The following is a 23739-nucleotide window of genomic DNA, read 5'->3' as shown; positions in this document are numbered from 1 at the left end:
CGTACGCTTCCACGTGTAAAAAGTGCCCGTGCCCCTGTTGCACATCGCGCGCTAGGCGAACACGATGAGGTTGTCGCGGTGGATAGCGGGCTTGTTGGCGAGCGCCGCGAGCAGATGGTTGCCCGCGATGTCCTCCTGGTGGCGGCCGGCGGCAAGTTCCAGCTCATCGTGACCCGCCTCGGCGATGCCGCGAGCGATAACGAGCCCATCTGCATCTCGTACGTCGAGTACATCGCCTGCGGCGAAATCCCCCTCGACGCCCGTAATGCCCACCGGCAACAGCGAGCTGCCGCGCTCGACCAGCGCGCCCGCGGCGCCCGCATCCACGGTCACGAAGCCGTGGGCGCTGTCGCCGAGCGCGATCCACAGCTTGCGCGGCGCGATCTCGAGGCGGGCGGCGGGCGGAACGAACCTCGTGCCCACCTGCTCCCCCGCCGCGAGCCGCACGAGCGGCCGCTCCTCGGCGCCTGAGCAGATGACGCTCTCGATGCCCGCCGTCATGAGGATACGGCAGCTGCGGATCTTGGTGATCATGCCGCCCGTGCCCACCGTGGTGGTCGAATCTCCCGCAGAGCCGATGATCGCGGCGTCAATCTTATCCACCCGGGGGATAAACTTCGCAGTGGGGTCGAGAGAGGGGTTGGCGGTGTAGAGGCCGTCGATATCGGAGAGGGTCACGCACAGGTCGGCAGAGACCAAGCAGCTCACAAGTGCCGCGAGGGTGTCGTTGTCACCGAACTTGATCTCGTCGACGGCGGTGGTGTCGTTCTCGTTCACGATGGGCACCACGCCCAAATCGACGAGGCGCGTGAGAGCATCGCGAGCATGCAGATACGAGGTACGGCGTGCCGTGTCACCACGCGTGAGCAAGACGAGTGAGGTGAGAAGACCCACCGCCCGAAACTCCTCATCGTAGGCGGCTGAGAGTACGCACTGCCCCACCGAGGCGCACGCCTGCAGGCTCGGCATGTCCACGGGCCTGCGCTCAAATCCGAGCAAAGGCGCGCCGCACGCGATGGCGCCGGAGCTCACTACGACGAGATTCCACCCGGCCTCGCGCAGGTCGCGCGCTTGGGAGGCGAGGGCAGAGATGAAATCGCGCCGCAGCTCACCGTCCTCGACCAGTGTCGAGGATCCGATCTTCACGACCATGGTCTTACGTGCAGTCATCACTTTGCCTTCCAGGGAAGAACGGAGGACGTGGCAGCCATGCGCTCGCGAACGAGCTCGTCGCGCACGGCGGCGAGGCCCGCCTCCATGCCCACCACGTACGACTGTGGATACAGGAAACGCTTGTAGACATCGTCAAGTGACTCCAAGGCGCTCGCGCAACGAGCCCGCGCAACCTCGATGTCCTCGCGCGGCGACGCCGCCGCGCCATTGCGGACCTGCGGTACGAGGAGCTCGCGATAGGAGAACTCGGAAACGTCCGTCACCAAGGCCGCGTCATTCACCGCCACCAACGTGTGGCCGCGGCGCTCGCCCTCCCCCATGAGATGATCGGGGTCGTAGATCATATCGCACACCGGCGCACCCGCGGTATCCATATAACGGCGAACCTGTTGCATGCCAGGAATCGTGCGTTTGAACGGCTGCTCGGAAAACTTCATGACAGGCGTCCAGGGCTCGTTGGCGCCGCCGCGACGGGCGGAGAGCTTGTACACGCAGCCCAAAGCGGGCTGGTCGTAGCATGTCGCGAGCTTGGTGCCCACGCCAAAAGCATCGACGGGCGCGCGCTGATTGAACAGCGAGGTGATGGTGTGCTCGTCGAGGTCGTTCGACACGACGATCTTCACGTAGGAAAGCCCCTCCTCGTCAAAGCGGCGCCGCGCGTAGGCGGAAAGCTTGGCGAGATCGCCCGAATCGATGCGGATGCCGGACAAGCGCTCACCTTCCGCCTCCATCTCGCGGGCGACGGTGATGGCGTTTTCCACGCCCTCGCGCACGTCGTAGGTGTCCACGAGCAGAGTGCAGTTCTTGGGCGAGCTCTTGGCGAACGCGCGGAACGCCTCCAACTCGGTTGGGAAACTCAGGACCCAGCTATGAGCGTGCGTACCGGAGACGGGAATACCATAGCGACGACCCGCGAGCACGTTGGAAGTCGAAGCGCACCCCGCCACATAACTCGCACGTGCGACCGCCACTCCGCCGTCCGGGCCTTGGGCGCGGCGCAGGCCGAACTCCGCGACGGGCCTGCCCTGAGCCGCCTGGACCACACGGGCGGTTTTGGTCGCCACGAGGGTCTGAAACCCGATGATGTTAAGCAGGGCGGTCTCAAGCAGCTGGCAATCGAGCATGGGGCCGCTCACGCGCACCATGGGCTCGCGCGCGAACACAAGCTCGCCCTCGGGGATGGCGTCGATATCCACCTGCGGACAAAAGCCGCGCAGGAACTCGAGAAAGCCGGGTTTGAACAGGGCACCGCCACCCGGAGCCTCAAGCTCGGCCAGATACGCGATGTCCTCATCCGTGAACCGGAAGTTCTCGACGAACTCCCCCAACTCAGCGGTGCCGCACATGACGGCGTACACGCTCCCAAACGGCGCCTCGCGAAAGAACGCGGTAAAGCAACCCTGCTCACCAAGCTTGCCGTTCTCCCAAAGCCCCTGGGCCATGGTGAGCTCGTATAAATCGGTGTTCATTGACACATCGGTGGAACGGGTGATATCAGTCAAAGCCATGAGACGGCTCCTAACGTGTCTGCGATTGAGGGCCTCGTCGATTTGAAGCGCCATCGACGAACGTGAACGCGAGAGAAGGGCAGCGCGGGCGGTCTAACGCGTAACCGTGTAGATGATGAACGCCACGAGCGCGATAAGGGCGGCGGCGATGATGATCTTTTGCGCAACGGGCATGGTGGGGATACCGTCGCCGTCGACGTCGCTCGAGGTGACCATGCGCTGACCGAACGTCTTGTCCTGCGGGGGGTTGTGGTCCGCGGGGGCGGGAGATACGCCTGCAGTGGCGCGGCGCGAAGACGCGGATTCGAGAGGATCCTGCGCGGAGCGGTGTTCCCGCGTGGCGGCGCACTCGGCAAGGATTTGGGCGTCCACCTTCGCCTGCTCGGCACGCAGAGCCTCGAGCTCCTCGCGCTCGGCTCGGGCGCGCTCTTCCTCCTCGCGACGGGCCTTCTCGGCACGCAGGGCCTCAAGCTCCTCGCGCTCATCATCGGTTAGCGTCGTCATATGTGAATCGGCCATATAAGGGCCCCTTCCAAAACGCACATGCAAGCAGATGGCAAGCAGTATACCCGTTCAGCATGGGAGATTATTTCGAGGAGCGGGCGTGGCGATACCCGCGAAACGAGCGCGAAACCCCAGCGCCGCGTTATCCGCGGCAAGCTGAATCGGCGGCATCGACGGCGTCGGCGGCGCGCAACACGCCGGTGGTATCGAACGCCGGGGTAAAACTCTCGTCCACGGCACCGCCCTCTTGCCAGAACATGGTGGTGAAGCCAAGTTCGTCGGCGTGATCGAGCACGAGCTCGTACTCCGACGCGCTCACCGCGCGAGCCAGATCCCCCTCGGAGGCGCGCATCCGCTCATTCGGGGTGTACTGGTTCATCACCGAGATGGGTACATCCCCGGCGATTTCCCAGACCCGATCGAGGACCGCGCACGAGTCGGCCGCGCTGCCGGGAAGCACGAGATGGCGGACGATGACGCCGCGCTCCATGATGCCATCCTCACGAATGAGCTTTCCCCCGCGCCGTGCGACCTCGGCGCACATGCGCTTGAGGGCTCTCGATGCGACCTCTGGGTAATCGGGCACATGCGAGAGCGCACGCCCTAAAGAGGCATCAGCATACTTGTAGTCAACGAGCCAGATGTCAACGAGATCGCCCAACTCCGCAACCGCTTCCTCGCGCTCATATCCACTTGTGTTGTACACGATGGGAATGGAGAGGCCTTGGGAGCGGGCCTCGGCGATTGCATCGGGCAGCAGATGCGCGAAATGGGTCGCCGTCACCAGGTTGATGTTATGCGCACCCTGGGCCTGGAGCTCGAGCATGATCTCGACAAGACGCTCCGGTTCGACTTCGATGCCGAATCCCCCCGTCGAGATCTCGTGGTTCTGGCAATAGACGCACTTGAGTGGGCATGCGGAGAAGAAGATCGTACCGGACCCCGCCTCTCCCGAAATGGGAGGCTCCTCCCAAAAATGCAGGGCAGCACGGGCAATCTTGAGCGCACCTCCGGCCCCACACACGCCGCGCTCACCCGCGGCACGGTTGGCGCGGCACCGGCGGGGGCACAGCTCGCAATGGATAAGAGATGACGGATCGAGCAAGGCGATCATAGCGTACGTCCTTCAAGACAAGCGGCTCGCGCCGCGGAAGTCGGGCATCGACGCCGAAAATGCGGACCGCAGACACAGGCGCCAGCGAGCGCTTGAGGCGGAACGGGCGAACCTGGGCACCCAAAGCGGATCGGGCGCCCCGAACACCCGCCGCAAGCAGGTCCTCTACATATGAAAAAGGCTCCGTTGCCGGAGCCTAATCAAATCCTGTGGTGGAGACGAAGGGGATCGAACCCTCGACCTCCTCGATGCGACCGAGGCGCTCTCCCAGCTGAGCTACGTCCCCAGGACAAGTGAACATTCTAGCAACCGCACGCGCGATGTCAACGCAAAAACTGAGTTTATTTTCTACAGCATCGGCAACCCGAACGTGGTGCCGCAAGCGCGGTGGCCGAAGAGGTCGATAAGATGGCCGGGATATTGTGAGGAGACGTCGATTTGAAATCAGGGTGATCGTTTCAAACCCATGATAAATCACATTACCAGGCCTAAAAATGTGAGGGAACGTGGGTTTGAAAGAACCTCTGTTGTTTCAAACCCACGTTCCCTCACATAGGCTCTCTCACGTAGCGACACAAAAAGACCGCCCCCCACTTCACGAAAATGAACCCACCTCTGCAAGGTGGGTGCCCTCATCGTGCGGTTCCAGCTTCCTTAACAACGAAGGATACCTGTACTATGCCGACTGTGTGGGCTCCCTAAATAAACGCGACGGTTCACCCAGTTGCTCCGCGGGGGGCGGAACACCTTCATCATACGGCATGTCGATTGCGATACCAGTCTTGACTTAGAAAAGTTGTTGGTGGAGGATTGTGTACAGGCCGCGTATATGCGGCCAATTTTGTGCGCCATGGCGCGGATATGCCCCCCGAACTGCAATACTTGGCTCATTCGAAAACGCTCCACAGGAGGCGCTATGAGGCTCAGCATCGAAACCATGACCTACGGACCGAACGGACTCGCCCACACGGATGAGGGGAAGGCGGTCTTCGTGTCTGGTGGCCTCATCGGGGATACGGTTGAAGCCCGCATCACGGAGAACGGTCCTTCGTTCTCCCGCGCCACCGTCGAAGAAGTCATCGAGCCCTCCCCTATGCGCGAGCACTCTCCCTGTCCCTTTGCCGGCATCTGCGGGGGGTGCCCGTGGGGCGGCCTGGCATATGACGCACAACTCGAAGCCAAGGAGGAAAACCTCCGCAGTGCCCTCATGCGCATCGGTAAATTCTCTGCAGATGAGGTCTCCGCTCTCATGCGCCCCATTCGCCATGCCAAAGAGCCCTGGGGATACCGCAATAAGATCGAGCTCGCCCCCATCCGCGAAAACGGTAAGTTCCGCCTTGGCCTTCATGGACGTGATCCGAACCAGATCATCAAAGTTGACACCTGCCCCCTCTTCAGCAAGAAACACGCCAAGGCGATCAAAGCCGTCACGGGAGCCCTCGGCTTCCTCGGCAATTCTCGTGACCTCGAACTTGAACGCGTCGGCATCCGCTCAAGCCGTCGCACCGGCGCGCTAGAAGTCGCCCTGTGGACCCCCACCGGAGCGTTCCCGCGCGCCCAGGTCTCACGCGTGTTGGGTGATGCCGTGCGCGCCACAAGTGTGGTACGCGTCATGTCCAAGGGAGAAAAGCGCGCCCGCCGCGTGGCCGGCGTCGAGGCTCTCGCCGGCGAAGGTTCCTGGACCGAGAAGATCGGCGAGGAGAACATGCGCCTGTCCGCGCCCTCGTTCTTCCAGGTAAACACCAAGGCGGCCGAGATCCTCATCGACCTGGTCATGGAGGCGCTGGACCCACAGCCCAACGAGCTCGGTATCGACCTGTACTGCGGCGCCGGCACCTTCACCCTGCCGCTCGCCCGCCGCTGCGATTTCGTGAGCGCCGTCGAGTCTTATGGACCCGCCGTGCGCGACCTGCGCCGCAACCTCGACATCGCCAACCTCACCAACGTCGATGTGATCGGCGGCGACGCCGTGCGCGAGTTCCCCGACGAGGACGCCGACGTACTCGTTGTCGACCCGCCGCGAGCCGGCCTTGCGCCCGAGGCGATCGACCTCATCGCATCCACGAGCGCCCGCGACGTCGCTTACGTGTCATGCGACCCCGCCACCCTCGCCAGGGACTTGCGCCGCTTTGTCGAGGAGGGCACCTTCCGCCCGGTCTGGGCAACACCTGTCGACCTGTTCCCGCAGACCTTCCATTGCGAGACCGTCGTAAGGCTCACCCGCGCATAGACACGTCCCCAATTGCACCATGTGCGTCATTGATATGGGCGCGGGCGAATCGGGTATAAGTCCGGCATCGCTGCACCCAATCGAGAGGACCTGCCATGGCCGGAGTTGCCGTACTCGCCGCAGATGGTTTCGAGACCATCGAATGCCTAACCGTCGTCGACGTGTTGAGAAGGGGTGGCGTTCGCACCGCGCTCGTCTCAATCATGGACTCGCGCGATGTGGTCACCTCCCAGCAGATTCCCGTGACCTGCGACGCCATGCTCGACGAGATCGACTTCTCGGACTACGACTACATCGTGCTCCCCGGAGGACTCCCCGGAGCCACGAACCTGCGCGCCAATGAGCGCGTCTGCGAGCTCGTGCGCGAGTTCGCCGCCACCAAACACGTCGCCGCCATTTGCGCCGCCCCATTCATCTTGGCCGAACTGGGCGTTTTGGAGGGGCATCGCGCCACGTGCTTCCCAGGTTTTGACAGCAACTTCCCCGAGGGCTGCCATGCTGGAGAGCGTACCGTGATCGTCGATGGCAACATCATCACCGCCTCCGGCATGGGGCAGGCGCTTCCCTTCGCACTCGCCATTTTGAACGACATCGCCGGCAAGGTCGCCGTCGACAAGGTTAAGGACGGCATCCAGCTGTGATCCTCGCATCCCAATCTCCTCGACGCATCGAGCTCATGGGCGAGGCGGGCTTCGAGATCCGCGTGATCCCCGCCGACATCGACGAGTCCGTCCTCCCCGGTGAGGGGCCGTTTGAGCTCGTTGAGCGCCTTGCTCGCGCCAAAGCGCAGGCCGTTGCGCGGCAGCACGCCGAACTCGACGAGCCTGTGATCGCCGCCGACACCATCGTCGCTTTGGACGGCGAGCTCCTTGGAAAGCCCGCTGGCAAGGCCGATGCGCGCCGTATGCTGCATAGCCTGTCAGGCAAGACCCACCAGGTCGCCACGGGCGTCTGCATCGCGCGGGGAGATTCCGTCAATTCCTTCGTCGACATCACGGACGTCACTTTCTACGAGCTGACCGACGCCGAAATCGACGCTTACGTCGAAACCGGTGAGCCGATGGACAAGGCGGGCGCCTATGGCATCCAAGGCCAACATGGCCGCATGCTCGTCGAGAAGATCGACGGTGACTTCTACAACGTGGTCGGTCTCCCCATCGCGAAGGTCATTCGTAGGCTGCGAGGATAATTGCGGGCGGCGGATGGGCATATAAGGCCCGATACTCGGACAGTTCTGGCTCGCGCGAAGAGCCCACTGGGCTCTTCGGCTCATGCGGAACTCGTCTCGGGCCTTATATGCCCCTCCGCCGCCCCCACCCCCGCCTCGCTTACATCATATTTCCAGAAGAACGGATTTGATATGAGCCTCACCCCCATTCCCATCACGTCCATCCCGGGGTTCAAGTTCGGGCATTACACGGACCGAGCTGGAGGCACCGGGTGCACCGCGATCATCGCGCCCGAAGGGGCGACGGGTGGTGTGGACGTGCGCGGCGCGGCACCGTCGTCACGCGAAACAGACCTACTTAGGCCGGAAAACACCGTCGACAAGGTGCACGCCGTTATACTGAGCGGCGGATCGGCATTTGGACTCGAGGCCGCTTCCGGAGCCGCCACCGAGCTCGAGAAGCACGGGATCGGGCTCGATGTGGGCGTAGGCCGTGTTCCCATCGTGTGCTCCAGCTGCCTGTTCGACCTCGCCTTCGCCAACCCTCATGCGCGCCCCACGAGCTTCGACGGCGCCATGGCGGTGCGCGAGGCGCTCGTCACACCCTCATCGCTCCCCCTTGCCGAAGGATGCGTCGGAGCGGGCACCGGAGCCACCGTAGGCAAACTCGGCGGACCCGACCGCTGCATGAAATCGGGTCTTGGCGCACGCGCCTTCCAGCTGGGCGCTCTTCAGATGGGAGCCATCTCTGCGGTAAACGCCGTGGGCAACGTGATTGATCCCGCGACGCTCTCCCCCATCGCGGGTATGCGCACCAGCACCGACGGAGCCGAGATCGTCGACATGGAGGAAGCGATGCTCGACATGGCGGAGCAGCTGACCATGCCGCTCGACCGCACGAACACCACCATCTCCTGCATCGTGACGAACGCACACCTCACCAAGGCACATGCCACCAAGGTTGCCCAAATGGCGGCGGACGCCTATGCGCATACCATCCGCCCCACCCACACCAGCAATGACGGCGACACGATCTACATCCTCGCGAGCGGCGAGCTCGATGAGGAGACGAGCGCCGCAATCCCCATCGACCTTCTCGGACTCATGGCGACCAGGACGCTCGAGGCGGCTATCGTCGCCGGATGTACCGAGGCTACGGGGCTGCATGGCCTGCCGGCCCACCGCGATCTCGCCGCTTCATAATCGCCGGCCTGCGCCATGATATGGCGATGACGCGACCGTTGGCCGCTCCGCTTGCCGCGTCCCCGCTCGAGAGCCCGAAATCGGCTAGGATTAACACGTCTTAAGCGCCGAAGGACTCGGCGCGCATCGCTCGCCACAGGAGGCAATCAATGAGCTTTATCTCCAAAATCACCAGCGTGTTCCACAGCACCGACGATGCCCAAACGCCGGTGCCGGCGATGTTCGCCACGCGCGGCGACACCGTGTATGCGCCCATCTCGGGTATGCTCGTGAGCCAAAAGGAGATCGACGACGAAGCCATCGCCCAGGGGCTACTCGGTAAGGGCTACGGCATCCTGCCCGTTGGCAACGTCGTGTACGCACCTGCAAACGGCCGCATTGACGCGGTCACCGTCACCAACCACGCCATCGGCATGCTCACCGAGGGAGGTGCCAAGATCCTCGTCCACATTGGACTGGACACCGTCAACATGGACGGCAAGGGCTTCATCCGCTATGTCGAGGCGGGCGATATCGTCGTTGCCGGGCAGCCGATCTTGTCCTTCGATCAAGAGGCAATCAAGGCCGCGGGCTGCGATGACGTGGTCACCTGCGTGGTGAGCAACCCCGATGAGCTCGAGTCCATCGACCTCGTGGGCTCCTCCAACACACTGCTTGGCGGACGCCCGCTCGTCAAGGTCGGTGATGCACTCATGCTCGTAAAGTAATCCGCTCCGCATCTAACGTCCCGTTTCAGCAAGAACCGGGCACGCATACGGCCCGGAAGGCAGTACGTTCGTTACGCCTTCCGGGCCGTTTGGCAACCTTTCGCCTTAGACGATCAGCTCTTGTTCTCGATGCTGCCGATGTTCTTCAGCTCGATGGAGATGAGGCCGTTGGGCTCGTTCACGAACTGAACGTACTCGGTGTCCTTGAGCATCTCCGCAGGGAAGCTGATCTCGATACCCGTATCGGTGCGGATCTTATGATTACGCACCGGTGCGCGCTCCACCACGGCGCGCTCGACGGCAACGCGCTCGGGTAGGCGTTCCTCACGCACGCGCTCCTCCACACGCTCCTTGAGTACGGGCTCGTCCTCGAAAATGTCCTCGGCGATATCCCAGGGGGCGATCTCCTCATCCACCTCGACCTTCTCGGCGACGGCGGCCTTCGCCTTCGCGAGTGCCACCGCGGTGTTCGCCCCATGCTCCTCGGCGACCTCCTCGACGATGCGGGTCACCGCCTCGATGACCTCCTTGCCCGAGACGCCACCCTCGCATTGGAGCAGGCCATCGGGAATCACGAACGTGTCCTCGCCCATGATCTTGCGCTTTTTATCCACGTAGAACGCCTCCATGGAGCTCGCACGGACGAGCGCGTAAGAGGATACCTTCTGCGAGGGCCCGGGCAGGATGGCATAGCGCTTGGCGATGTCGTTGCGAACCTCGCCTCCCTCACGCGCCACCTCGTGCATGAACGCGGTGCGGCTCGCCATGAGTAGAACCGCGAACCAGCGCACATCGTCGTCGTCCTCGAAATCGGCCACGAGCACGTCGGTGGACTCGAGCTTGTCAGCCTTCGAGAGCTCGGAGGCGAAGAACTCCGCGATCTGCTGCGAGAGATCGACGAACTCACGATCGCCGAAGAAATACCCCTTGAGTTCGCCGGCAAACGCGCTGTCCTGCGCGAAGGCGGCGCGGCGGTTGTCGACGCTCGTGCGGGCTCGACGCAAATGGGAGCTCACGAATGAGCGCACGGCACGGGTATCGAAATCGAGCTCACGCTCGCTCAGCACATTGACGGCGGAGTCGAAGTCGAGGATATGCAGGATGGCGTGGTTGATCTTCACGAAGCGGTCCCTTCTGTATCATCCGAACTTCGCCATTATACCCGCGGCTGTTTGCAGCGCCTTGGTGACGAAGTCACAGACAAGGAGACGGCGTTTGCGTATGGTAGATACCGATAGGACACCCGGGGCGCACACCCCGATGCAAGCGAAAGGCTAGCGCAACCACGAGGCACCGTCGGCATGCTTACTTGCCAATCGAGGGTAAGAATGTTGATAACAGAGTCTGAAAACCGGAGGATTTTCGACATTCTTACCGCCAGAGGTGTCGCATCGTCCAAAAGCCCCACGTCTCCCGCAACCCGCGATGCCTACATCCGGTCCACCTGTACACACCAGATTGTCCGACAACCACCGGGGCCCCAACGAAAGGAACCGAGCATGAAAGTCATTATCATCGGAGGCGTTGCCGAAGGAGCGATCGCCCCGTCACGACCGGACGTTCATCTCCCCATCGCCAACACGCTGCGCGATTGCCCCAAAGGCTGGATGCGCGCTCTTGAGGGAGTCGATGATGCCGCTCGCCGCCCCCGCGGCACGCTCGACCGTCGCCGTTTTCACGAACGATATGACCACGTCTTTAACGAACTGCTGCAGGTCCTCATCGAGCGTTTCGACGGCATTGAGCATGAGCGGCACATTCGTCTTGCGATCCGCCATGATATCCGAAAAATGCGTGGCACCCGTCACGCCGATGACGTCGAAGAGCGCATCGACGAACCTACCGCGCTCGGCGAGCGTGTACTTGTCCATCCATGCGTCGAGGGTTGCATCGAAGAGCCGTGATGATGCGGTATAGCCATCTGCCCGCACGAATTCGGCGGCATCGACGTCCACGGCCCAGAGGAAGGGATTGTGCTGGAGCATCGACATGCCGTCACTCTCGACGATAGTCGGTGTGAAATCCGGCGCCTCGGAAAGCACGGCGCCAATCATGGTCGACTTGGGCACCGTCTTCTCCATGATGGGCATAATGCGACGATAGGGCTCCGCGGCGCAGAACTCGCGATGGAATCCCGGACCATCGTGAGAGAATACGCGCCGGATGCGCTCCCGGTGCACGGGCACGCACATGGCGGCGGCGTACACCGCGAGGTTTCCGCCTTTGGAATGACCACCCACGTACAACGTGCCGGACGTCAGCTCGGCAACATCGTCTACATATGCGGCAGCCTCCTCCTGGGCGGGAACGGGACTCAGGAAGGTCATGTTGAAGTCTTCCTTCCAGCCCACAACGGTGGAATCAGTCCCGCGAAACGCGATATAGGACGAACCGTCGGGAAGCCGAAACGTCATGGCGGCGAATTGCTCCTCGCTCACGTTGTCCGTCCTGAACCGCAAGATGGACAGGCGGCACGACCGAAACCGCGGGCTCGCGCATACGGCGAATAGGAGGTCCCGGCTGCCCTGTACATCCCAGCTCGTTCCGAACATATCGTCGAAATCCTCAGCTCGGAGGAGCTCATGCAGGGCGACCCCGCGCACCGTGCACGCGCGCGTGAGCTCAGGCCCCACGTGCGTGTAGGAGAGCCAGGAGAACACCAGGCTGTCGACCGTACACAGGGGACGCTCTTCGAACGTATCCATGGCCGTACGCACGTAATCCAGGAAATTCCCGGCGGGTTTTGCCTTGAGCGACAGCTTTCCCTTTTCTTCCATGGAGCGTCCGCCTCCCATCGACCATCCGTTTGGACCATTCTAGCCCGTGCGTGCACCCAAAAGCCCACGGCGACGAGGCGCGGGCGAAAGAAACCCCCGGCTCCCGCTAGGGAACCGGGGGCCTGGACATGCTCTCGACGAGGGACGCACACACTATGCACCCGTCCCCACAAGTACGTTAGTCGTTGAGACCGGCGTCGTCGATGATGGCCTTGAGGGCGGCGGCGGACTTCTGGAACTCGGCGTTCTCATCATCGGACAGGGCGACGGGAACGCGCGTCACCACGCCGTTGCGGCCGATGACGGTCGGCACGGAGATGCACAGGTCGTTGAGTCCGTACTCTCCCACCATGAGGCTGGATACCGGCAGGACCGTGTCCTCATCGCGCATGATGGCGGTGCAAATGCGACGCACGCTCATGGCGATGCCGTAATAGGTGGCGCGCTTCTTCTCGATGATCTCGTAGGCGCTGTTCTTCACATCATCGGCGATACGAGCCTCCGCGGCCTTATGGTCAAAATGACCGTGCAGCTCACAGTAATCATTCAGCGGCACGCCGGCGACCGTGGCGCTGGACCAAGCGGCGACCTCGGAATCGCCGTGCTCACCCACGATGTAGGCATGAACGTCGCGCGGATCGACGCTCAAGTGCCCCCCCAACATGTACTTGAGGCGGGCGGTGTCGAGTACGGTGCCCGAGCCGATGACCTGGCGCTCGGGCAGGCCGCTCATCTTGATGGCGGCGTACGTGAGAACGTCGACCGGGTTGGAGACGATCAGCAGGATGCCGTTGAAGCCGCTCTCGCGGATCTGGGGGATGATGCTGCCGAAGATGGCGACGTTCTTGTTAACGAGGTCGAGGCGGGTCTCGCCGGGCTTCTGGGCGGCACCGGCGGTAACGACGATGACGGCGGCGTCTGAGACGTCGGAGTAGTCGCCGGCGTAGATCTTCATGGGGCTGCCGAAGGAGACGCCGTGGGCGATGTCGAGAGCCTCGCCCTCAGCGCGGTTGCGGTCGACGTCGATGAGGACCATCTCGGTGAAGAGGCCGCTTTGCATAAGGGCGAATGCCGAGGACGAGCCGACGAACCCGCAGCCAATCACGGCGACTTTACGATCGTTAACCATGTGAATACTTCCTTTCCAATGCTCGACCCATGCGAGCAATTACCAATTACGTTATTTGCGACACTTCACGGTACCACTCGACACGTTCGCCGAATTTGCACTTGTGAAAACTTGCAAAACCGATTATAAGACATGCCCCCGCTGGGACCTACCCTAAAATACCCGCCTCCTCGATGGCGGAGACGGCGCGCTCGAGGCCCTCAGGCGGCAGAACGAGCGCCATACGGACATACCCCTCGCCGTGGGGCCCAAAGCTTGCACCGGGCGTCACGATAACCCCGGCCTTCTCCATGAGCTCCTCGCAAAATGCCATCGAATCGGTACGGCCACCGGGCAACTTGACCCATACGAACATGGAGCCATGCGCGTTGGGGCGCTCCCAACCCAGGCGCTCGAGGCCATCGCACAGGGCGTCGCGACGTTCCTGATACGTGAGGCGCTGTTCCTCAACTTCCTCAAGTGGTCCGGTGAGCGCGGCGATGGCGGCTTTCTGGATGGGCAGGAACATGCCGAAGTCGATCTGGCTACGCAATTTGGCAAAGGCGGCGACCACATCGGGGCGACCCACCAAAAAGCCGATGCGCGCGCCCGTGACGTTGAACGATTTGGAAAGCGAGAAGAACTCCACGCCAACCTCGAGCGCGCCGGGATGCGCGAGGAACGTGCCGCCGCGCGGGCCGTCGAAGACGATGTCGGAGTAGGCGTTGTCGTGGACGATGAGCAGGTCGTGCTCGCGCGCGAACGCGATGATCTCGTCGTAGAGGGCATCGTTGCCCACAGACCCCACGGGGTTTGCCGGAAGGGAGACGATCATGTACTTGGCGCGGTCCGCCACCGCGGGGTCGATGCCCGCCACGTACGGCAGGAAATCATGCTCGGCATCGAGCGGGTAATAGGCGAGCTCGGCGTCGGCGATCTTAGCGCCCGCCTCGAAGACGGGATAGCACGGATCGGGTACGAGAATGGTATCGCCCGGGTCGAGCAAGGCGAGGCCCAAATGCCCCACGCCCTCCTGCGTGCCATTGCACGAGGCTACCATGTCGGGCGTGATGCCCTCGACGCCAAAACGACGGGCATAGTAGTCGCACACCGCCTGCTTGAGCTCAGGCACGTCGCGCAGGGAGTACTTCCACATCTGCGGATCTTGAGCGGCCTCGGTCAACGCCTCCACGACATGCGGGTACGGGGCGAAATCAGGCGTACCCACAGAAAGGTTGTAGATCGTACGGCCCCGTTCCTCGAGGGCGACGCGGCGGGCGTTGAGGGAGGAAAACACCTCGGCGCCAAAGCGGTCGAGACGGCTTGAGAACTGCATGAACTGGTCCTTTCTCGTGCGCAGCGGTTGCATGTCGTGCGCCTTCGGGGCGTTCGATCTCATGCGGTGCCGCGCGCCTACTCAAGGGCGACGGCCGACGCACGGACGCGAGGCCCCGTGACGGGATCGGCAACCCCACCACGTTGGGCGCTTCATCCATTATGCGCCTGTTGCCCCCAGAGGGGAACGAACGGGGAAAATAAGGCCCCGCCGAACGATTCGACGAGGCCAAAACGCGGTTCCACTGGACAATGAGCATGGCCGGGCCCGATAGCCACCAAGGGTCGAAACTAGCGTCCCGCTACTTGACCTGACGGACCTCGATATTCTTCTCGTACTCCTCAACATGGGCGAAGTCGCCCAGTCCGGCACACTCGACCACATTGGCGCCCGTCGCCATCGAACGGCGCAGCGCGTCCTCCACGCGGTCGCGCTCGGCAAACCAAATGGAAAGGAAGGCAGCGAGCGAGGAGTCGCCGGCGCACACCGTGGAGCGGACTTCCACATCGAAGGTGCGGTTGGAGAACCACAAGTGCTCCCCATTTGAGAAATACGCTCCGGCACCACCAAGCGTGAGCAGAACGTTTTGCGCGCCACGAGCATGCAGCTCCGCCATAGCGTCCGCCACGGAGGCATCATCACCGGCGGTGACGTCGATACCGAAGATGTCGCGAAGCTCGTCATCGTTCGGCTTGATGAGCAGCGGCTCGAGCTCGAGAAGTTCAGCGAGCTGAGGGCTCGAGATGTCGAGTACGAATTGGGCGCCCTTCGCGCGAACGCGCTCGATGGCGCCGCGCAGGAAGCCCTCGGAAGCATTCGGCGGCAGCGAACCCGAGATCACCAGGCAGTCGAGGTCCTCAAGCCCGCTGATAAGGTCGAACATGGCCTGCTCGTCCGCCGCGGTGATCGCGGCACCGGCGTTCACCATGTTGTACTCGGTATCGGGGCCGGCATTTAAAAAGACGTTCACGCGCGTGATGCCCTCGGTCCAAACAGGCTTGACGCCGACGCCGAGCTCACGCGCGCCCTCGACGATGTAGCGGCCGGAGAATCCAGCGAAGAAACCCAGAATCGCCGTATCGACGCCATAGTGGTCGAGGGTGAATGAGACGTTGAGGCCCTTGCCGTTGGGCGTGTACACGGCATCGCGCGTGCGGGTGACCGTATTTGGCTGCAGGCCATCGCAGCAGATGTTGTAGTCGATGGCCGGATTGGGAGTGAGAGTGTAGATCATGTGCCGCCCCTTTCTTACGACCTCGGGCACAGAGGGCAATGAATGAGAAGGTCGGCGGCGCGGTGAGGTGCGCCGCCGACCGACAGGCAAGCGTTGCGAGGAAGTCCTACGCCAGTCGCTCGTTGATAAGACCGGCGACCTTCGCGGGATCGTCCTCGGCCTTGCAGGCGGCGCGGAAGACATCGTCGGTCAGGGCCGTGGCGACCTTGGAAAGGATCTGTAGGTGAGCGGTGCCCGCCTGGGACTCCGGCACGAGCAGGGCGATGGCGCAGGTCACAGGAGCGCCGTCCATGGTATCCCACGCGGCGACACCATCTGCGGCCTTGAGCACGACCACCGCGGGACGCACCACCGCATCGGTCTTGGCATGCGGGATGGCGTAACCATCGACCATGCCCGTGGTTCCCTCGGACTCGCGCTTGAGGAACGCGGCGAGCAGGGCATCGGAGTCGCTGGCGATACCAGCCTCGACAGCGTGGGCGGTGATCGCCTTAAGGGCACCGTCGCGGTCAAGATCGGTGGCGGACAGGACATCGGAGTCCTTCACAAAGCCCTCGGAGTCGTCGGCGTCAACGGGAACCTCAGCAGGGGCTTCAGCCGCCTCAGCGGTAGCGTCGACAGGAGCGGGGGCATCGTTGACCGCCACCTCGGCCGTGGCTTCACGCTGGGCCTTCGTCCACTCGGCCTTCTTGAACGCGGTGAACAGGATGCCGCCCACGACCGTGCCGGCGAGGATGGCGAGGACCCACTGCAGGCCGCCATCGACCACGGGCAGGACCAAGAAGCCGCCATGCGGAGCGGGCACGTGAACGCCCAAGAGCAGGGTAAGCACGGAAGCAATCGCCGCGGAGAGCATCGTGATGGGCATGACCGGCCAGATGTTCTTGGTCATGAACGGAATGGCGCCCTCAGTGATGTGCGTGCAGCCCAAGATGATATTGACGATGCCGGCATCGTGGTCCTCCTGGGAGAAGTACTTCTTGCCGGCAATGACGGCGAAACTCGTGACCAGCGGCGGAACGATGCAGGCAGCGGAAACGGCAGCCATGAACGCGGTGCCGTCGGCGTACTCCGCGGTGCCCACGCCAGCCTCGAGGCCGGCGCCCAGCAGCATGGTGCCGGTCACGTAGGCCGCCTTGTTGACCGGGCCACCCATGTCGACGGCGCACATGCAGCCGATGGCGATACCCAGCGGAATGGCGCCGGCGTGCTGCAGACTACGCAGAAAGTCCATCATGGCGTTGTTGATGGTAACCATCGGACCGGAGATGCCGAGCATCACGAGACCGACGATGAGCGTCGAGAACAACGGGTACAGGAAAATCGCCTTCAAGCCGTTGAGGTTGGCGGGCAGCTTGGCGAAGACCTTCTCGAGCAGCAGGATGACATAGCCGGCGAGGAAGCCGCCCACGATACCGCCGAGGAAGCCGAAGCCCACGCCGGAGCCGCCGGCGTCGATGAGGCCGGTCGCGGGGTTCACGGGAAGACCCTGGATGGCGATCATGCCGGCCACGAAGCCGGGGACGAGCGCCGGGCGCTTGCCGATGGACTCGGCGATGTAGGCGGCGAGCACAGGAACCATGAGGTTCATGGCGGTGCCACAGTAATCCTCATCTGCGGCAACAGTCACGCCCCGCTCGCGCGCCTCGCGGACATCGTGCTGCGCACCGTCAACTACGAGGCGCTCCTCACCACCGTGGACTTCACCTTCTCCAAGATCTCCGCCACCCTCATCATCGAGGTCATCTACAGCTTCCTGCTCTCGGTGCTGCCCGGCGCGCGCGATGCCATCAGCGGCTACGAGGAGCTTATCCAGCCCGACAAGGAGATGGAGTAAGTCGAGCGCGGTCCCTATGTCAGACTATCGATCTCCTCGAGCCAAAGGGCTGCGGAGGCGTCGCTGGGCATGCGCCAGTCGCCGCGCGGGCTCACGCTCACCGAGCCGACCTTGGGGCCGTCGGGCAGGCAGCTGCGCTTGAACTGCTGGGCGAAGAAGCGGCGGTAGAACGTCCGCAGCCAATACAGGATCGTCGCCGGCTCGTAGGCGGGCGCGGCGCCCGCCACCGGGCCGCCATCCGCGGGCGTGGCGAACGTGCGGCACGCCATGCGGTAGATCTTGCCCGGTGCGAACCCATGGCGCAGCATGTGGTAGAGGAAGAAGTCGTGCAGCTCGTAGGGACCCACCAGATCCTCGGTGCGCTGTGCGATCTCGCCGTCGCCCGTGGGCGGCAAAAGCTCCGGCGACACCGGCGTGTCGAGCACGTCGCGCAGGGTCACCGCGGTCTCGCCGCCAAAGACATCGGCCGCGTATGCCACGAGATGGCGCACAAGCGTCTTGGGCACGCCCGCGTTGACGCCGTACATGCTCATGTGGTCAGCGTTGTACGTGGCCCATCCGAGCGCGAGCTCCGAGAGGTCGCCCGTGCCGATGACGAAGCCGCCGACCTCATTGGAGAGGTCCATGAGGATTTGCGTGCGCTCACGCGCCTGGGCGTTCTCGTAGGTGACGTCGGTCACGCTCGGGTCGTGGCCGATGTCGGCGAAGTGGCGGCTCACCGCCTCGCCGATGGCAATGGTGCGGAAGTCGACGCCGAGGTGCTCGGCAAGGCACTCGGCGTTGGACTTGGTGCGGCTCGTGGTGCCAAAGCCCGGCATGGACACGGCGTGGACGCCGGAGCGCGGCAGCCCCAGCGCGTCGAAGGCGCGCACCGTGACCAGCAGGGCGAGCGTCGAGTCGAGACCACCGGACAGGCCGATCACCGCATGCTTGGTGAACGTGTGCGCCAGGCGCGTCTTGAGGCCGGCCGCCTGCAGGTTGAAGATCGTCTCGCAGCGCTCGGCTCGCTCGGCCTCGCCCGCGGGCACGAACGGAGTGCGCGGCGCGATGCGCGAGGTCTCGAGCGCAGAACGCGTGATGGGGTAGGCGCGCACCGGTGACAAGCCGTCCATCTCGGCGGCCTGCTCCGGGGTCGGGCGGGTTCCATCGTCGCCGACGGCGAAGGTGCAGGACAAGACGGCCTGCCCCATCTTGGTCGCCGGGTCGAGCATGCCGCCCATGCCGCCAAAGGAGAAGCTCACCTCGCGACAAGGGGCTTCCTCACCCGCCGGGCGCGCCCACGTGTTCGAACGGCGGCGCTCGGCGACCAGCATGTCGAGGTCTACATCGGCCACGGCCATGTCGCGCGTGAACAGCTCAGTGCGGGCGAGCAGGGATCCGTTCTCGGCGATGAGGTTCTCACCCGCGAAGACGAGGTCGGTGGTGGACTCGCCCTCCCCCGCGTTGGCGTAGGCGTAGGCGCTGTACAGACGGGCGGACTGGCCGCGCACGAGGTCGTGACGGTACGCGGATTTGCCGATCACCTCGTCACTCGCACTGAGGTTCAAGATCACGGTCGCCCCGCCATCGAGCGCCATCGACGTGGAAGGCGGATTGGGAACCCAGAGGTCCTCGCAGATCTCGACCCCGATCGCCACGTCCGAACACCCCTCGTCCACGCAGCGATACACGAGCCCCGCGCCGAGGGGAACCATCCGATGGGCGATGGGACGCATCATGAAATACGGTCCCGAAGGTGCCGGTGTGAACCAGCGACCCTCGTAGAACTCTCGGTAGTTGGGCAGGTGGGTCTTGGCGGTCATGCCGAGCAGCTGGCCCGCGCAGCAGCAGGCGGCGCAGTTGTAGATGCTCTCCCCACTCGCATACGGCATGCCCACCGTGTAGAACACGGGCAGCTCGCACGTCCGCTCGAGCAGCCAAGCGAGGGCGTTCTCGCATGCGCGCAGTAAAGCGCGATCATGGAAGAGGTCAGCGCAGGTATACCCCGTGAGGCACAGCTCGGGCAATACGAGGACGCGCACGCCCTCATCGGCCGCGCGCCACACGCACGAGAGGATCGCCTCGGCGTTGGCCCTCACGTCGCCCACGCGCACCTCGGGTGTCGCCGCCGCGATGCGAAGGAACCCGTCGCCGGCGTCCGTGGTGGCCATCTCGGCGCCTGCAAGCTTCAACTCGTCCATGCGAGCCTCCTGAACTGTCCTCGGTTCATATGCGTTTCATTGTACCCGCTGTCCTCGCCGATCGCCCGTGCCAAACCCGCGCGCCGGCGTGCGCCGTCGGCCGCTAGACGCGGTTGGGGCGCCGCGGCGCAAATAGCGGGCCCGCGACCCTGGTGTACACGACCAGCCAGGCCATAGAAGCGCAAAAACCGCCTATCACGTCCGAAGCGTAGTGCACTCCCAGGTAGACGCGGGAAAACCCCACGGCAACGACCATGAGGGCAAGGACGACGCACAGCGCGGCGCGCAGACGACGATCATCGACAAAGCGCCAGGTGAGCCACATGAGGAGGCCGAAAAACGCCATGGCCGCCATCGAATGCCCCGAGGGGAAGCTGAATCCACCGATATCGACCAGCCTGAGGGAGATGTCGGGGCGCGGGCGCTGTATGGCGAACTTGAGCGCTTGGTTCAGGACGGTCGAGCACGCCAGATTGACCGCGCAGAACACCCCCACGCCCTTATGACCGCGCGCCCGGGCGCCCAGGGAAATCACGAAGATGCAGGCGATGAGTGGGACCGGGGTGACCAGGAACGAAACGACCTCCATGATGGGCGTCAACCATGCGGCGCGCACATGGTCGACCATGAGCGCGATAGCCGCTCGGTCGAGGGCCATGATCTCCCCTGCCAACACGCGGTTGAGCAAGACGAGAAACACCAGCAGGCAGAGCACCATGATCGCCGTGCGACGATTCGACATCACGAGCGAGCACAGGCGGGCACCCATGGTCCCCTCGTGCAAAGGGCCATCATCGTGCGAGGGCTCGTCGATGAGACGCGTCCGCTTTTCCTCAACCATCCTGCCTCCAGGGGGGCCACGCCCGCCGAACATGTTGTGCCGTTTCCATGGCGGCATTGTACCCGCGCAGGGCGACAATCAGCGGCCTTTCGCCAAACCCACAGCTCCCACGGGCATTTGACGAATGTCCGGACGAATCTCTATTATCGAACAAAGGTTCTGGAACACACGTTCGAAGGGAGACACATGGGAGAGCGCACCTATATCTGCATCGACCTCAAGACGTTCTACGCCTCCGTCGAATGCGCCGCCCGCGGGCTCGACCCGTTCACGCAGAATCTCGTGGTGGCCGACACCACACGAGGGCGTTCGACCATTTGCCTGGCCATCAGCCCCGCGATGAAGAAACTCGGCATCCGCAATCGCTGTCGACTCTTCGAGATCCCTCAGCACGTTGACTACGTGGCCGCCAAGCCCCGCATGCGTCACTACATGGAGATCTCGGCACGCATATACGGCATCTACCTCGAGTACGTGAGCCCACTCGACATCCATGTGTATTCCATCGACGAATGCTTCATCGACGCCACCCCCTACCTTTCACTCTACGGGCTCACCGCGCGCGAGTTCGCCGATGAGCTGCGCAGCGCGGTGCTTGCCCGTACGGGCATCACCGCCACCGCCGGCATCGGACCCAACCTCTTCCTCGCCAAGGTCGCCCTCGACATCACCGCCAAGCACGACCCAGATGGCATCGGCATCCTCGACGAGGAGCGATTCCGGGCGGAGGTCTGGAGGCACCGCCCCATCACGGACATTTGGGGCATAGGCCCGGGCATAGCGGAGCGCCTCTCCAAGTACCGCGTGCACGACCTCATGGGCATCGCTGCGCTCGACGAGCGGATCTTGTACCGCGAATTCGGCGTGAACGCAGAGTATCTCATCGACCATGCGCACGGCGTGGAGCCGTGCACTATCGCCGAGATACAGGCGTACCGCCCGCAGGCGACCTCGATGGTGAACGGCCAGGTGCTGGCACGAAACTATAGTTATAGCGAAGGGCTCACCATCCTTCGCGAGATGGTCGACGCGTCCGTGCTCGATTTGGTGGACCGGGGCGTCGTGGCGAGCTCCATATCACTGTACGTGGGCTACGGCAGCGAGGCGCGCGAAGTCCGACGACTGGACGCGAGCGGCAGCGCATCGTACCGCGACGGCTGCGGTAACCGGCGCAGCAGCACGGCCGAGGACATCCCGCGAAGGACCTCGCGGCCGCAGCACAGCGCGGCAACGACGGGGATGGCGGCAGCGGGGACTCGCGATCTCATAACCGAGAACGAGCCGCGCGGGACCCTTATCACCGGCGAACATGGCACGCGGCGCGTGGGTGGCAAGGGCGGCTACGCGCACGCAGGCAAGCAGCGAAAGCTCGGTGAGCGCACCAACTCGCGCAAGAAGCTCATGGCCCATTTCGAATCCCTCTACGCCGAATCCGTCGACCCTCGACGGCCCATCAAACGCGTCAATATCGGTTTTGGCGACTTGCTGCCCGAGGAACTCGCGACCATCGACCTATTCACCGATGTCGAGGCCGAGGCACGCGAGCGCGACCTGCAAAAGACGATCATCGACGTCAAAGGTCGCTATGGAAAGAACGCCCTGGTGAAGGGCAGGAGCTTGCGCCCGGAGGCTACGGGGCGGGAGCGCAACGACCAAGTTGGAGGACATCATGCATGACGACATGCGCCCAGACGCGGCAGGCTTGACGGCGAACGGCCGACCGCGCGCCAGCCGCGCTTCGCAGTTCATGCCCTTTGCGGCGCTCACCGGATACTATGAGCTCGCGCGGCAGCAGGAACGCATCACCGAGCCGCGACATGAGCTCACCGACGAGGAGGCCCTGGAGCTCTCCCGTACCATCATGCAGGTGAAGAAGGGCGACCTAGTACGCGTGACCTATTACGACTGGGATGCCTACCACACGGTCTCGGGCGTGGTAGCCCATATCGATTTCGCCTATCGAAGGCTGCAGGTCGTGAAAACCGTCATAGGATTCGACGACATCCTCGCCATCAAGCGGTAACACATGGCGGCGAGGGAGCATCAACCGCATCGAGCGTGCCACAATGGGTGCATGTGTAGGCAACCGCGGAGGGGAACCGCCTGTGAGAAACCACCCCGCGTCGACAGAGGAGGAACCATGGACAACGTGAGAAGCGCAGCGTACCGCACCACGGCGGAAAGCATCATCAAGAAGCTCGCCCTGCGCAACATGATCGGCCACTACTGCGAGACCGCGTCCGACGCCGTCGAGCTCGTCCGCGCTCTCGTCGCTAACGGCGAGAGCGTCACCTGGGGAGGCAGCGTCACGTTCTCCCAAAGCGGTGTGAAAGACGCCCTCACAGCCGACGGCCACCCCATGATCGACCGTATGGCGGCCCATACGCCGGAGGAGCAGGATGAGATGTGGCGTCGGCAGGTGAGCGCGGACTGGTTCTTCATGAGCACGAACGCCATCACGCTCAATGGCGAGCTCGTCAACATCGATGGCAACGCCAACCGCCTCGCTCTGCTGCTGCACGGCCCCAAGCATGTCTGCGTCATCGCGGGCATGAACAAGGTCGTCGCCGACGTGGAGAGCGGCATCAAACGCGTCCACACCGTCGCATGCCCCCTCAACGCCGCACGCCTGCACACAAATACCCCCTGTGAGCTCACCGGCGTCTGCGCCAACTGCCATGCGGAAGGATGCATGTGCTGCCAGGAGGTCATCACGCGCCACTCGCGCCACGAAGGCCGCATCCACGTCATCCTCGTGGGAGAAGACCTCGGCTACTAGCGCATCCCGCCCCGCCACGCGACCCACCCGGTCCCTGGCG

The 23739-nt window shown here is 63.6% G+C and carries 21 protein-coding genes and 1 tRNA gene; 9 read left to right on the top strand and 13 right to left on the bottom strand.

Annotated features, from left to right (window positions below; all coding sequences use genetic code 11):
• Positions 1-51: 51 nt before the first annotated feature.
• The 5 genes from proB to ACX9NZ_RS03290 all read right to left on the bottom strand — a co-directional run bounded on the left by proB (position 52) and on the right by ACX9NZ_RS03290 (position 4585).
• The gene (gene proB, locus ACX9NZ_RS03310) at positions 52-1170 is read right to left on the bottom strand and encodes a glutamate 5-kinase (RefSeq protein ID WP_118653299.1); all 1119 of its coding nucleotides are present in this window, start codon (positions 1168-1170) and stop codon (positions 52-54) included.
• On the bottom strand, positions 1170-2681 hold the full coding sequence (locus ACX9NZ_RS03305) for a nicotinate phosphoribosyltransferase (RefSeq protein WP_407495951.1): 1512 nt from the start codon (positions 2679-2681) through the stop codon (positions 1170-1172). The genes proB and ACX9NZ_RS03305 overlap by 1 nt, the downstream gene beginning before the upstream one ends.
• A 93-nt stretch (positions 2682-2774) precedes the next feature.
• Positions 2775-3200, bottom strand: a complete 426-nt coding sequence (locus tag ACX9NZ_RS03300; RefSeq protein ID WP_317440225.1) for a hypothetical protein — start codon at positions 3198-3200, stop codon at positions 2775-2777.
• A gap of 127 nt (positions 3201-3327) precedes the next feature.
• Complete coding sequence (locus tag ACX9NZ_RS03295; RefSeq protein ID WP_317440224.1) at positions 3328-4299, bottom strand: radical SAM protein; 972 nt, start codon at positions 4297-4299, stop codon at positions 3328-3330.
• A gap of 210 nt (positions 4300-4509) precedes the next feature.
• Positions 4510-4585: transfer RNA gene (locus tag ACX9NZ_RS03290), tRNA-Ala, on the bottom strand.
• A 630-nt stretch (positions 4586-5215) separates the two neighbouring features.
• On the opposite strand from ACX9NZ_RS03290, the gene rlmD reads away from it, so the two are divergent.
• From rlmD to ACX9NZ_RS03265, 5 genes are all read left to right on the top strand, one after another.
• Positions 5216-6529 carry a 23S rRNA (uracil(1939)-C(5))-methyltransferase RlmD gene (gene rlmD / locus ACX9NZ_RS03285; protein WP_302743042.1) on the top strand — a complete coding sequence of 438 codons (1314 nt, stop codon included), beginning with the start codon at positions 5216-5218 and terminating at the stop codon, positions 6527-6529.
• 95 nt (positions 6530-6624) lie between these two features.
• Positions 6625-7170: a DJ-1 family glyoxalase III gene (locus ACX9NZ_RS03280; protein WP_118653289.1), complete on the top strand. Its 546-nt coding sequence runs from the start codon at positions 6625-6627 to the stop codon at positions 7168-7170.
• Positions 7167-7718, top strand: a complete 552-nt coding sequence (locus ACX9NZ_RS03275; protein WP_294123304.1) for a Maf family protein — start codon at positions 7167-7169, stop codon at positions 7716-7718. The genes ACX9NZ_RS03280 and ACX9NZ_RS03275 overlap by 4 nt, the downstream gene beginning before the upstream one ends.
• A 171-nt stretch (positions 7719-7889) precedes the next feature.
• Positions 7890-8900, top strand: a complete 1011-nt coding sequence (locus ACX9NZ_RS03270) for a P1 family peptidase (RefSeq protein WP_407495948.1) — start codon at positions 7890-7892, stop codon at positions 8898-8900.
• A gap of 149 nt (positions 8901-9049) precedes the next feature.
• On the top strand, positions 9050-9607 hold the full coding sequence (locus ACX9NZ_RS03265) for a PTS sugar transporter subunit IIA (protein ID WP_118653283.1): 558 nt from the start codon (positions 9050-9052) through the stop codon (positions 9605-9607).
• A gap of 113 nt (positions 9608-9720) precedes the next feature.
• Here the strand turns inward: ACX9NZ_RS03265 and ACX9NZ_RS03260 are convergent, their stop codons facing one another.
• The 6 genes from ACX9NZ_RS03260 to ACX9NZ_RS03235 all read right to left on the bottom strand — a co-directional run bounded on the left by ACX9NZ_RS03260 (position 9721) and on the right by ACX9NZ_RS03235 (position 17692).
• Positions 9721-10728, bottom strand: a complete 1008-nt coding sequence (locus tag ACX9NZ_RS03260; RefSeq protein WP_294123297.1) for a nucleoid-associated protein — start codon at positions 10726-10728, stop codon at positions 9721-9723.
• 426 nt (positions 10729-11154) lie between these two features.
• A complete protein-coding gene (locus ACX9NZ_RS03255; protein ID WP_294123295.1) occupies positions 11155-12384 on the bottom strand; it encodes a DUF2974 domain-containing protein in 1230 nt (409 codons plus the stop codon).
• Positions 12385-12562: 178 nt separating this feature from the next.
• The gene (locus ACX9NZ_RS03250) at positions 12563-13513 is read right to left on the bottom strand and encodes an L-lactate dehydrogenase (protein ID WP_407495944.1); all 951 of its coding nucleotides are present in this window, start codon (positions 13511-13513) and stop codon (positions 12563-12565) included.
• 148 nt (positions 13514-13661) lie between these two features.
• Entirely contained in the window at positions 13662-14828 is a 1167-nt protein-coding gene (locus tag ACX9NZ_RS03245) for a pyridoxal phosphate-dependent aminotransferase (protein ID WP_118653375.1), read from the bottom strand.
• Positions 14829-15129: 301 nt separating this feature from the next.
• The gene (locus tag ACX9NZ_RS03240; RefSeq protein WP_118653277.1) at positions 15130-16062 is read right to left on the bottom strand and encodes a 1-phosphofructokinase family hexose kinase; all 933 of its coding nucleotides are present in this window, start codon (positions 16060-16062) and stop codon (positions 15130-15132) included.
• Between the two features lie 106 nt (positions 16063-16168).
• A complete protein-coding gene (locus tag ACX9NZ_RS03235) occupies positions 16169-17692 on the bottom strand; it encodes a fructose-specific PTS transporter subunit EIIC (protein ID WP_304292523.1) in 1524 nt (507 codons plus the stop codon).
• Positions 17693-17719: 27 nt separating this feature from the next.
• Between ACX9NZ_RS03235 and ACX9NZ_RS03230 the strand changes: the two genes are divergently transcribed.
• Entirely contained in the window at positions 17720-17899 is a 180-nt protein-coding gene (locus tag ACX9NZ_RS03230; RefSeq protein ID WP_304292522.1) for a hypothetical protein, read from the top strand.
• A 14-nt stretch (positions 17900-17913) separates the two neighbouring features.
• Here the strand turns inward: ACX9NZ_RS03230 and ACX9NZ_RS03225 are convergent, their stop codons facing one another.
• The gene (locus ACX9NZ_RS03225) at positions 17914-20079 is read right to left on the bottom strand and encodes an NAD(+) synthase (protein ID WP_302741919.1); all 2166 of its coding nucleotides are present in this window, start codon (positions 20077-20079) and stop codon (positions 17914-17916) included.
• Positions 20080-20182: 103 nt separating this feature from the next.
• Positions 20183-20920, bottom strand: coding sequence for a phosphatase PAP2 family protein (locus ACX9NZ_RS03220; RefSeq protein ID WP_118653269.1), 738 nt, complete (start codon positions 20918-20920; stop codon positions 20183-20185).
• A gap of 186 nt (positions 20921-21106) precedes the next feature.
• Here ACX9NZ_RS03220 and ACX9NZ_RS03215 point away from each other — a divergent pair, with 186 nt between their 5' ends.
• From ACX9NZ_RS03215 to ACX9NZ_RS03205, 3 genes are all read left to right on the top strand, one after another.
• Positions 21107-22597, top strand: coding sequence for a Y-family DNA polymerase (locus tag ACX9NZ_RS03215; protein WP_302741917.1), 1491 nt, complete (start codon positions 21107-21109; stop codon positions 22595-22597).
• Positions 22590-22943, top strand: a complete 354-nt coding sequence (locus ACX9NZ_RS03210; RefSeq protein WP_118653265.1) for a YolD-like family protein — start codon at positions 22590-22592, stop codon at positions 22941-22943. The genes ACX9NZ_RS03215 and ACX9NZ_RS03210 overlap by 8 nt, the downstream gene beginning before the upstream one ends.
• Before the next feature lie 117 nt (positions 22944-23060).
• Positions 23061-23699, top strand: a complete 639-nt coding sequence (locus ACX9NZ_RS03205; protein ID WP_118653263.1) for a lactate utilization protein — start codon at positions 23061-23063, stop codon at positions 23697-23699.
• Positions 23700-23739: the final 40 nt, after the last annotated feature.

The organism is Collinsella sp. BM28, from assembly GCF_054551995.1.
The sequence above is the reverse complement of the archived record's forward strand: the minus strand, read 5'-3'. Positions and strand labels throughout refer to the sequence as shown.